Raw genomic sequence first — 10,687 nt, forward strand, 5'->3', positions numbered from 1 at the left:
CTTATGGAACATCGGCACGCCATTCGAAGAATCAACGATGGGCTTTGGGAGGTCTACGACATAGACGACGGTGGGGTTGTCTTCGCAGACGGGGTGGCTCTGACAAATTTGCGGGATGACGAGGCACTCGACGCTCTGGAGTTGCTAAAGGGCGGATTCCTGGTTCCGAGCAGCGCTCCCAAGCCAGCTGACAGTTCCTTGGCGGATACGCTGAGGTCGACTATCCGCAAGATGAAGCACTGACGGCGGATAGCTGACGCACAAAAGCGCCGCCGCTTGGCGGGCTCCCGGCAGGTTTCGGAATTGCGCTTTTAGAAAGCCGGTGAACTACATCAGCCGATGCGTTCGCTCGTCGAGATCTGCCACCCTATTTTCAGCGACGTCGCAGCCGCGATGCAGAAGGTATCGATCAATTTGCCCGCTCAAGGCTAAACGCGCCGCGGCGTCTCAAAACGAAAAGCTCTCCTTCGTTTGGTTGATGCCGGAACAATGCTCCGTCAGTAAGTTCGTACTGTATATTAGCAGGTGCTGTTATGAGGTTTTTGGCCGTTCAGGAACCGACCAACACATGGGCCGTGTTCGACACCACCGTGGATGTGCCTGCGGACTTCGCTGGCGCTTGCCTTATCGGCTTGACGCGGGAGCGGGCGGAGTGGCTCGCAGCGAGAGCCAATCAAGATGGACCGGTGAGAAGTAATTGGATCGGCCGGTTATCATCCCTGGAGCCTGAGCGCGGCGTGGTTCCATACGCAAATGTCAGAAATGGCCTATACCCGCAGGGAAGATTCCAGTGACGGACGAAGAGGCCGCTGCGTTGGCAGCGAGAAACCAGCAGCCTACGTAAGTCCGACATCACCAGCAAAACCGATCCAGCGATCGGTTCTCCCCGGTTTGTATTCCTGCCCGAAGGACCACGGCTATTGCTGATCCGGCATCTCGGTATTCTCTTTGGGGTCCTTCTTGATCCCCGCGGCAGGCGAGGTGTCGGCCGGGGCGTTTCCACCTTGGTTTTGTTCAGCGGCCCTTTCAAATGGCGAGGTGCGCCAGCCCATATCGGCATACAAAAAGCCAATGAGAAAGCCGACGATAATGATCGCGGCTATCACCAGCGAAAGTATAGCGTTACGTCTCTCCATGTGCGGCTCCTTCCTGCGAGCCGAACAGCCAGTAGCGAAAATGGTTCCCATCTACCATGGATGCGCAGGAGACCCCTGAAGCTGCAGGTGATGGGAACTTCGCGCCGTGCCGGTGGTTGAAACGTAGGCGCTGCAAGCGGTGAACGCCATCCGTTCTTTCCGTCGCAGCAGGAAGGAGACACCATGGCCAACAAGAATACCACATCGAAGCCGGCAATTCGGCAGGCGAATGCCGACGGCTTGCGACATCCAAGGCGGGACGCCAACGATACTGATGCGGGAGCGACACCGCCGACGCCAAAGACCGCTGGGACCTCGAAGCCATCGACTGCTCCGCTGGACAATCCGGTGGCGAACCGCAATGCCGGCCGGCCGCGCCAGTCAGGCACCACGCCACGGCCGACGGAAAAGCCGCTGGACTGAAAGGCGATGGCCGGGATCGTACGGGACGGCGGCTGCTTGTGCGGCGCTGTTCGCTTCAAGGTGAGTGGCGCACCGCTACGGGTCGGAATCTGCCATTGTCAGGATATTTCGGCAATATGGGCGCGGTCGTCCTCGGCCCTGCGGCGAAAGTCGAACATGCGTCCATGCATACCGAGGCGGCTGAGGCCGCGATCCTCGACGTCAATCTCAATGGGCGGCGGGTGTTTCCGATCGCAGACGAGCTGATGCGCCGCGGCGTGCCCTTCGTCTTTTTCAGCGGTGACGAGGACATCGTCATTCCCGAACGTCTGCGGCACGCCAGCAACCTTCGAAAATCGTCTGACAGCTACGCCGTCTTCGATGCCTTGTTTCCTCTGGAAGATCGGCCTTGGCGGGAAGCCCTCTGCTTCTGGGGGACGTGGAGGCTTCCGCCCGCCGGGTCGAGCGAACGCTGGAGCGCGCCATCGGCGAGATCGACAGGCGGCGGGCCGGCGTGTCGACCGAAGACTGGCTGAACGGCATCATGCGAAATGTCGCTAGATCGAGCGGGGCGAGCCTGTTGCACTGAGGCTGCGATTCTTTTCCAAATCTGGAATGTTTGGAAAAACCGGCTGGTTTTCCAATAGTCCGAAAAACGCGCAAAAACAGCGAGCTAGAGGGAAGTTCTCTGTCAGAATGCGAGGCGCACCTTAAGAGCTACCCGACACCGCTGACATAGCAGCCTCCTCAGCCTTTCCGGTTGCGGTCGACGAACTTGTTGAATCGGCTGGTTTTCCCGCCGCCGGTTTCGTCCTGGTAGAGGAAGGCCAGGTTGTTTTCGTCGAAGATCCGAAAGAACTCATCCCATTCGATGGCTTCGAACTCCTCCTCGGGTTCGCCAAAATCGATCCGCAGGATGCCGCCTTCGCCCTTGGTCCGTATAGCGGCAGGCCGCCCGCCTCGATCTTCGGCCCACTGGCGGATCTCGTCATGATCGGTAGTCGTCTTCGACTCAGACATCGGAAGTCTCCTTTCGATCCCAGATTTTGGCAGGCGCGTGATCCTCACGATCCGGTCTGCTTGCTGTGCGGCGGAACCGGACCGCTAGACGCATACCCGCTTTCCCGACCACGCGCCGGATGTGCGCCCTAACGCCAAAGAAGCTGCAATGTTCCAGCCCATAGCCAGCACTGGTCGCGCGCCGCCACGTCGGTTTGCGAGCCTCCCCAAAAACCATCTTTGTTGAAGCAGAGGGAACAAACCTTTTGCCAAACAGTTCGGGGCGCCAAGGCCATCTGCGCAAGGAGTTGTCGTGAAACGCATACTGGTTACAGGAGGGTGCGGTTTCATCGGCCGCCACGTCGTCCAGGAACTCGTTGAACATGGTTATGCTGTCTGCATTCTCGATGCGCTGCTGGAACAGGTGCACGGTAGCGAGGCGACCAGCCTGCTGGCAGGGGCCGAACTGATCAAAGGCGACGTTCGCAACCGCGACGCCATCGCCGAGGCGCTCCAGGGGGTCGACGCCATTATCCATCTGGCGGCCGAGGTCGGCGTCGGCCAGTCCATGTATGAGATCGCCCGCTATGTCGGCGCGAACGACCTCGGCACCGCCACTTTGCTTGAAGCATTGATCAAGCGTCCAGTCGAGCGGATCGTCGTCGCTTCGTCGATGAGCGTCTACGGCGAGGGTCTCTATGCCACGCCAGGCGGCCGGCGCGTCGACAATGCACGGCGGCAGGCTAACGACATCAAGAGCGGCCAATGGAATCCGCTGTCGGCGGCGGATGAAAGTCTGTCGCCCCTGCCGACAGACGAGGAAAAGCCGGTCGACCTCGCCTCTATCTATGCGCTGACGAAATATGCCCAGGAGCGCGCCGTGCTGATCTTCGGGGATGCCTATGGCGTCGACGCGGTGGCGCTGCGCCTGTTCAACGTCTTCGGCGCCGGACAGGCGCTGTCAAACCCGTACACCGGCGTTTTGGCGAATTTCGCTTCACGCCTCGCCAACGACCAGCGGCCCATGATTTTCGAAGATGGCGAGCAGAAGCGCGACTTCGTCCATGTGCGCGACGTCGCCCGCGCCTTCCGCCTGGCGCTGGAACAACGCCAGGCGCGCGGCCACGTCATCAACATCGGCAGCGGACGGGCCTATGCGATCAGCGAGGTCGCCCGGTTGCTCGCCGACGCTATGGGTGTGCCGGAACATCGGCCTGAAATCCTTGGCAAGGCGCGCGCCGGCGATATCCGCAATTGCTTCGCCGATATTTCGAAGGCGCGCGAACTGCTCGGTTTCGAGCCGCAGCACCGGCTGGAGGATTCACTCGACGAGTTCGTCGCATGGGTTCGCAACTCGGTCGCCATCGACCGCGGCGCCGACATGAAACGGGAACTCGAAGAGCGGGGACTGGTATCATGAGGCCGGACGGGTTTCGTGAAGCGCCGGTTGCCATCGTCGGCGGCAGTGGCTTCATCGGCTCGAACCTCGCCGACAGCCTGCTGTCGGATGGGGTGCCGGTGCTGGTCATCGACAATCTCAGCCGCCCGGGCGTCGATCAGAACCTGGCTTGGCTGGCGCAGAAGCACGGCAATAAACTTGCCGTGGAGACTGTGGATGTCCGGGACGGAGACGTGCTGGCGCCGCTTTTGGTGCATTCCAAAGCGATATTCCATCTCGCCGCACAGACCGCCGTCACCACAAGCCTCGTCCAGCCAAGTGAAGATTTCGACATCAATCTTCGCGGAACCTTCAACGTCCTGGAAGCGGCTCGCCGGAGCGGCAGACGCATTCCCGTGATCTTCGCCAGCACGAACAAGGTCTATGGCGGCCTGCCGGATGTCACAGTCCGCGAAGAGGACGATCGGTGCGTACCCTGCGACGCCGGCATCCGCGCCAACGGCATAGACGAGACCTGCGGTCTGGATTTCTGCACGCCCTATGGCTGCTCCAAAGGCGCGGCGGATCAATACGTGCTCGACTATGCCAAGTCGTACGATCTGCCGACCGCGGTCCTGCGCATGAGCTGCATCTACGGCCCGCGCCAGTTCGGTACGGAGGACCAGGGCTGGGTCGCCCATTTTCTGCTTAGCGCGCTTTCCGGCCGGCCGATCACGATCTACGGCAACGGCAAGCAGGTGCGCGATATCCTCCATGTCTCCGATGCTGTTGCGGCCTATCGCGGGGTACTTGCCCGGATCGAGGATATCAAGGGGCAAGCATTCAACCTCGGTGGCGGTCCGGGCAACGCCGTCAGCCTGCGCATGCTGCTCAAGCAGATCGGCGAGCTGACCGGGCGGAACCTCTCGATCCGCTACGACCGGGAACGCACCGGCGACCAGCCATTCTTTGTCGCCGACACCCGCAAGATAGAAGTGACGCTCGGCTGGAAAGCGCATGTGTCCTGGCGCGACGGCGTCCGTGATCTGGCCGATTGGCTCCAGCGTCATCGCCTCGAGCCTGAACCAGCGAGGTACGTTGCATGAAAGTCGCCCTGGTCAATCCGTCCTGGACCTACGAGGACAGCATCTATTTCGGCTGCCGCCAGCCACATCTGCCGCTGGAACTGGGCTACTCGAAAGCCTTGCTGGAGGCCGACGGCCATCAGGTGCTGATGCTGGACGGGCAAATCCAGAAGCTGGACAACGCAGCACTTGCCGATCGCGTCGCCGCTTTCGCTCCGGCCATGACCGTTGTCAGCACGGCGCCGACCTATTTGTTCTGGCGCTGCGCGCCGCCCGAGCTGCGCGTGCCTGCCGAGTTCCTCAACAGCCTTGCCGGGCGCGGCGGGCGCACCGTGGCTGTCGGACCGCACGGTTCGGCGACGCCGGCGCCAACGCTGCGCAAGCTTGGCGTCGATGTCGTCGTGCGCGGCGAATGCGAGGAGGTCGTCGCCGAACTCGCCCGCCGTGACAATTGGAACGCACTGCCCCACACCGCTCATCTCCACGAGGGAAAAACTGTCGGCAATGGCGGCGTCCACGCCAGCTCGTTTGTCGGTCATCCGCCCCTCAACTGGCCGTCCGATTGGATTGCTGCCCATTCGCACCATCATCACAGGTTCGACGACAATCAAGTGGGTTTCGGAGCGGAGGTCGAAGCGTCTCGCGGCTGCCCCTACAATTGCAGCTTCTGTGCCAAGATCGATTTCCGCGACGCCTATCGCCGCAGGAACCACGATGCGATCGTGATGGAAATTGATCGGCTGATCGGCCAAGGCGTCGGCTATGTCTATTTTATCGACGAAATCTTCCTGCCGCAGAAGGCGCTGCTGGAGGCACTGGTCGACCGCGACGTCAAGTTCGGCGTGCAGACCCGCATCGACCTTTGGAAGCCGGAGCTCCTCGAATTACTGGGCGCCGCCGGCTGCGTTTCCATCGAGGCCGGCCTCGAAAGTCTGACCGTGGAAGGCCGGGCCATGCTGGCAAAGCGTTGCCGGCTGGGCACCGAGGAACTGGCCGCGCTGCTGGTCAATGCACGACGTCACGTTCCGTTCGTCCAGGCCAATCTGATCGGCGTGATCGAGGACGATCCCGCTCTGGTCGATCATTGGCGCAAGCACCTCATCGACCGCGGTGTGTGGGCCAATGAACCGGTGCCGCTCTATCCCTACCCCAGTTCGCCCAGCTATCGCGAGCTTTGGGGCGAGCCCGACGATCTCGCCTGGGAGCGCGCCCACGAGCATTACCTGGCCTCGTTCCGGACGTTCAGCGACATCCAGGAGAAGCGTCCGCGCGCGTTGGCCGAGTTGGAGGCGACATGTTGCAGTCACTGATCCGCCGCCCGCGGCGAATCCTGATGACCGTCGATGCCGTGGGCGGCGTCTGGCGCTACGCGCTTGATCTGGCGCGGGAGTTGGCTCACGGCGGCGACAGCATCGTGCTCGCCGGGTTAGGCCCGGAACCGTCCGAGGAGCAGGCGAAGGAGGTGCAGGCTTTCGCGGCCTTGGCGTGGCTCAAGACACCGCCGGACTGGATGACGCGGAATGAGAGCGATCTGGAAAGATTGCCGCAGGAATTGCGCGCGCTTGTTTGCGATTGCGCGATCGACCTCGTCCATCTCAATGCGCCGACGCAGGCCGTGGGACTTGATGTGCCTTGCCCGGTCGTGGCGGTCTCGCATTCATGCGTTGTGACGTGGCTCCACGCCGTCAGGGGACAGGCTGTGGACGGCGAATGGGCCTGGCAGAAGGACCGTAACAGACGCGGTTTCGATTGGGCAAATGCCGTAATCGCGCCCAGCCGCAGCCATGCCGACATGCTCGAGGCCTGCTACGGGCCGATCGCCCGCCTGAGCGTTGTCAGCAACGGCACACGGCCAGGTCCAAAGGCAGAGACGCGCGAACCAATGGTTCTCGCCGCCGCGCGCTGGTGGGACGAAGGAAAGAACGCAGCTACGCTGGACCAGGCAGCATCGCTGACGACATGGCCGGTCTTCGCTGCCGGGCCGCTCGAGGGCGCCGATGGGCAACGCACCAGTTTCAGCAACGTCGCTCCTCTGGGTTCTGTCTGCCACGATGAAGTACGTCGGTTGATGGCGCAGGCCGGCATCTTCGTGTCGCCATCCGTCTACGAACCCTTCGGCCTTGCCGTGCTGGAGGCAGCCACATCCGCAACACCTTTGGTGCTTGCCGATATCCCGACCTATCGCGAATTGTGGAACGGCGCGGCTATGTTCTACGACGTCCATGATCCACGCGATCTCGCCAGATGTGTCGATCGTCTCTCTGACGACGCCCGATATAGGCGCCGGCTCGGCGAAGCCGCCGCACGCCGAGCGCGCAAGTTTTCACCGGCAAGGCAAGCGGCGGCCATGCACGAGATCTACGATCGGGCCGCCCTGGCCGTTGCGGAACGCTGACGATGCGGTTCCTGTTCTATACCCATTCGGTCGTTTCCGACTGGAACCACGGCAACGCACATTTCCTGCGCGGCATCATGCGGGAACTCGTTGCACGCGGACATCAGGCGATCGCGCTGGAGCCCTCAGACGGCTGGAGCCGTTCGAACCTCCTGGCAGAGAAAGGGCCCTTCGCGGTCGAGCGCTTCAGAAAGGATTTTCCGGAGCTGATGCCGGTGACCTACGACGCCTCCTTCGTCCATGAAGGCTGGATTGCCGGCGCCGATGTGGTGATCGTCCACGAATGGACTGACCCGGACCTTGTCGCGCGCATCGGCAGGGCAAAAGCGAACGGAGGCGGTTTCACGCTTCTGTTCCATGACACCCATCATCGCGCCGTCTCGGCGACGCAAGCGATCTCGGCTCTGCGGCTGGAGCATTATGACGGCGTGCTCGCCTTCGGCGAAGCGTTGCGGGAAAGCTATCTTCGCGCCGGCTGGGGCAAACGTGCTTTCACCTGGCACGAGGCGGCGGATGAGCGCCTGTTCAAGCCGCACCCGGAGATCGACCCTACATCCGACGTGATCTGGATCGGCAACTGGGGCGACGACGAGCGCAGTGCCGAAATCAAGGAATTCCTGATTAATCCAGTGGAAGAACTTGGCCTGGGTGGCACTGTTCATGGCGTGCGCTATCCACGCGAAGCGCTCGCCGATCTTGCCGCCGCCGGCCTGGGTTACGAAGGCTGGATTGCCAATGCCGACGTGCCCAAGGCATTCGCGGCCCACCGCGTAACCGTCCACATCCCGCGGCGCCCCTATCGGGAGAGCCTGCCCGGAATTCCGACGATCCGCATGTTCGAGGCTCTCGCCTGTGGCATCCCGCTCGTTTCGGCGCCTTGGACCGATGTCGAGCAACTCTTCAGGCCAGGCATCGACTTCCTTTTCGCGGGCGACGGATCCGAGATGTGCCGTCATCTTCGCGACGTGCTGGACGATGCTGACCTGGCCGCCTCACTGGTGAAATCCGGCCTCGAAACCATTGGGAGGCGACACACTTGCCGGCACCGGGCGGACGAGTTGTTCGGCGTGCTCGCCGAATGCGGCAACCGCCAAGCCATCGGTCCCATCGCCCTAGAGGAGACAGTCGCATGAAGATTGCATTTTATGGGTCGAGCCTGCTGTCGTCCTATTGGAACGGCGCGGCGACCTATTACCGCGGATTGCTCAAGGCTCTTTCTCAGCTCGGCTACGAGATCACTTTCTATGAACCGGACGTCTACGACAGGCAGAAGAACCGCGATATCGAGCCACCAGACTGGTGCAACGTCGTCGTCTACGAGGCGACCCCGCATGCGCTGATGCAGGTGGCAGCAAGCGCACGCGAAGCCGACGTCGTCGTCAAGGCGAGCGGAGTAGGCTTCGAGGACGAGGCGCTGCTGCGCGCCGTACTCGACCACGCCCGTGCGGATGCGCTGACAGTGTTCTGGGATGTCGACGCACCGGCCACTCTGGGCCAATTGCGCGACGAGCCGGACCACCCCCTTCACCGCGCATTGCGGGAGATCGACCTTGTCCTCACCTACGGCGGCGGCGACCCGGTCGTCTGGGCCTATCGTGCGCTGGGGGCGGCTGAGTGCGTGCCGATCTACAATGCGCTCGATCCCGAAACGCATCATCCGGTCGCGAAGGATAAGCGTTTCGCTTGCGACCTCGCCTTTCTCGGCAACCGCCTGCCGGATCGTGAAGCACGCGTCGAAGCCTTCTTCCTCGATCCGGCCAGCCGTTCGGGCGATCAGCATTTCCTGCTCGGCGGATCCGGTTGGGGTGACAAGCAGCTTCCGGCAAATGTCGCATGGCTCGGCCACGTCGGGACGCGCGACCACAATGCGTTCAATGTCACATCCAAGGCGGTGCTGAACATCAGCCGCGACAGCATGGCCGCCAACGGCTTTTCACCTGCCACGCGCGTCTTCGAGGCTGCGGGTGCCGGCGCATGCCTCATCACCGACGCCTGGCTCGGCGTCGAATTGTTCCTGGTCCCTGGGGAAGAGATCCTGGTGGCGCGCGACGGCAACGATGTCGCCGAAATCATGCGCACCCTCACACCCCAGCAGGCAAAGGCGATCGGTGCATCTGCGCTTCGGCGTGTTCTCGCCGAGCATACCTATGCGCTAAGGGCAGCCGTGGCCGACGCCGTTTTCAGGCGTCATTTCGAACGCCCCACCGTGGAGGCAGCGGAATGACCAAGCGGCTCGATATCGTCTTTCTTGGCCTGTCTTTGTCCTCTTCATGGGGAAACGGCCACGCCACGACCTTTCGAGGGTTGCTGAAGGGCCTGCACGAGCTCGGCCATCGCATCACCTTCCTCGAACGCGACGTGCCATGGTATGCAAGCCATCGCGATTTGCGCGACCCGGATTTCTGCACGTTGCGCTACTACGAAACGACGAACGATCTTCGTCGGACGTATGCTCGCTGCCTGCAGCAGGCAGATGTCGTGGTGGTTGGGTCCTTCGTTCCGGAGGGGCGAGCCGTCATCGACATCGTCGCGTCCTTGTGCACGGGCCAGTTCTGCTTCTACGACATCGACACGCCGGTCACGCTGGCAAAGCTCGCCGCGAATGATTGCGACTACATATGCCGACGGCAGATTCCGTATTTCGACGTCTATTTCTCATTCACCGGCGGGCCAACGCTCGCCCGTTTGGCGGCGGATTTTGGCGCACGGCGCGCCGAGCCGCTCTACTGCTCCGTCGACCCGGAGCGGCATCGCCGAACGTCCGATCCGATCTGCTGGGACCTTGGCTACCTCGGCACCTACAGCTCGGACCGGCAGGCGACACTGGATGCTCTCCTGCTTGAACCGGCAAGACGCATGCCGGACCGTCGCTTCGTCGTGGCCGGCTCGCAATTCCCGTCCGAGACCGTCTGGCCAAGCAACGTCGATCGCATCGAGCACTTGCCGCCGGCAGACCACGCCGCTTTCTACAGCCGCCAGCGCTACACGTTGAACGTCACACGCAGCTCCATGATAGCGGCTGGGTGGTCTCCCAGCGTACGCCTCTTCGAGGCGGCTGCCTGTGGCACGGCGATCATCAGCGATCGCTGGACCGGTCTGGATAGCTTCTTTCCGACAGCCACGATCAATACGGCCGGCCAAGCGGAGGAGGTGATCGATATCCTGTCCAGGCAATCCGACCGCGTCAGGCTGGCTATGGCCAAGCGAGCGCGCGCGACGATCCTGGCATCACATACTGGCGCCGCGAGAGCTCGCGAATTCGTTTCGCTGCTGGCGCGGCCAAGATCGGCAC

13 protein-coding genes and 1 pseudogene are annotated in these 10,687 nt (G+C 62.3%); 11 read left to right on the plus strand and 3 right to left on the minus strand.

The window, feature by feature from the left end; all coding sequences use genetic code 11:
• Nucleotides 1–243, plus strand: a 243-nt coding sequence (locus tag EOA86_RS39305; RefSeq protein WP_128341188.1) for a hypothetical protein, incomplete at its 5' end; no start/stop codon positions are given.
• Nucleotides 244–917: 674 nt separating this feature from the next.
• Here the strand turns inward: EOA86_RS39305 and EOA86_RS08215 are convergent.
• On the minus strand, nt 918–1,106 hold the full coding sequence (locus EOA86_RS08215) for a hypothetical protein (RefSeq protein WP_245497169.1): 189 nt from the start codon (nt 1,104–1,106) through the stop codon (nt 918–920).
• A 213-nt stretch (nt 1,107–1,319) separates the two neighbouring features.
• Between EOA86_RS08215 and EOA86_RS08220 the strand changes: the two genes are divergently transcribed.
• Both EOA86_RS08220 and EOA86_RS40060 read left to right on the plus strand, forming a co-directional pair.
• Nucleotides 1,320–1,559, plus strand: coding sequence for a hypothetical protein (locus tag EOA86_RS08220; protein WP_065006863.1), 240 nt, complete (start codon nt 1,320–1,322; stop codon nt 1,557–1,559).
• 6 nt (nt 1,560–1,565) lie between these two features.
• Nucleotides 1,566–1,664, plus strand: a pseudogene (locus EOA86_RS40060) (GFA family protein); the annotation flags it as partial.
• On the opposite strand, the gene EOA86_RS39310 reads toward EOA86_RS40060, so the two are convergent.
• Nucleotides 1,658–1,876 (minus strand): hypothetical protein, encoded by a 219-nt coding sequence (locus EOA86_RS39310; protein WP_206629972.1) that lies wholly within the window; start codon nt 1,874–1,876, stop codon nt 1,658–1,660. The pseudogene EOA86_RS40060 and the gene EOA86_RS39310 overlap by 7 nt on opposite strands.
• A 71-nt stretch (nt 1,877–1,947) precedes the next feature.
• Here EOA86_RS39310 and EOA86_RS39315 point away from each other — a divergent pair, with 71 nt between their 5' ends.
• On the plus strand, nt 1,948–2,127 hold the full coding sequence (locus tag EOA86_RS39315) for a hypothetical protein (protein ID WP_206629973.1): 180 nt from the start codon (nt 1,948–1,950) through the stop codon (nt 2,125–2,127).
• A gap of 158 nt (nt 2,128–2,285) precedes the next feature.
• On the opposite strand, the gene EOA86_RS08235 is transcribed toward EOA86_RS39315, so the two are convergent.
• Complete coding sequence (locus tag EOA86_RS08235) at nt 2,286–2,558, minus strand: hypothetical protein (RefSeq protein ID WP_127210380.1); 273 nt, start codon at nt 2,556–2,558, stop codon at nt 2,286–2,288.
• Between the two features lie 292 nt (nt 2,559–2,850).
• On the opposite strand from EOA86_RS08235, the gene EOA86_RS08240 reads away from it, so the two are divergent.
• The 7 genes from EOA86_RS08240 to EOA86_RS08270 all read left to right on the plus strand — a co-directional run.
• Nucleotides 2,851–3,957, plus strand: a complete 1,107-nt coding sequence (locus EOA86_RS08240; RefSeq protein ID WP_128341189.1) for an SDR family NAD(P)-dependent oxidoreductase — start codon at nt 2,851–2,853, stop codon at nt 3,955–3,957.
• Nucleotides 3,954–5,021: an NAD-dependent epimerase/dehydratase family protein gene (locus EOA86_RS08245; RefSeq protein WP_128341190.1), complete on the plus strand. Its 1,068-nt coding sequence runs from the start codon at nt 3,954–3,956 to the stop codon at nt 5,019–5,021. The genes EOA86_RS08240 and EOA86_RS08245 overlap by 4 nt, the downstream gene beginning before the upstream one ends.
• Nucleotides 5,018–6,310, plus strand: a complete 1,293-nt coding sequence (locus EOA86_RS08250; protein ID WP_128341191.1) for a TIGR04295 family B12-binding domain-containing radical SAM protein — start codon at nt 5,018–5,020, stop codon at nt 6,308–6,310. Before EOA86_RS08245 ends, EOA86_RS08250 begins: the two co-directional genes overlap by 4 nt.
• Before the next feature lie 23 nt (nt 6,311–6,333).
• Nucleotides 6,334–7,395, plus strand: a complete 1,062-nt coding sequence (locus tag EOA86_RS08255; protein ID WP_164891622.1) for a glycosyltransferase family 4 protein — start codon at nt 6,334–6,336, stop codon at nt 7,393–7,395.
• A gap of 2 nt (nt 7,396–7,397) precedes the next feature.
• Nucleotides 7,398–8,528 (plus strand): glycosyltransferase, encoded by a 1,131-nt coding sequence (locus EOA86_RS08260; RefSeq protein WP_127211813.1) that lies wholly within the window; start codon nt 7,398–7,400, stop codon nt 8,526–8,528.
• Entirely contained in the window at nt 8,525–9,619 is a 1,095-nt protein-coding gene (locus EOA86_RS08265) for a glycosyltransferase (RefSeq protein ID WP_065006869.1), read from the plus strand. The genes EOA86_RS08260 and EOA86_RS08265 overlap by 4 nt, the downstream gene beginning before the upstream one ends.
• On the plus strand, nt 9,616–10,687 hold a 1,072-nt coding region (locus EOA86_RS08270), incomplete at its 3' end, for a glycosyltransferase (RefSeq protein WP_128341193.1). The genes EOA86_RS08265 and EOA86_RS08270, both read left to right, overlap by 4 nt.

Origin of the sequence: Mesorhizobium sp. M5C.F.Ca.IN.020.32.2.1 (assembly GCF_004023105.1) — a bacterium.
Classification (GTDB): domain Bacteria; phylum Pseudomonadota; class Alphaproteobacteria; order Rhizobiales; family Rhizobiaceae; genus Mesorhizobium; species Mesorhizobium wenxiniae.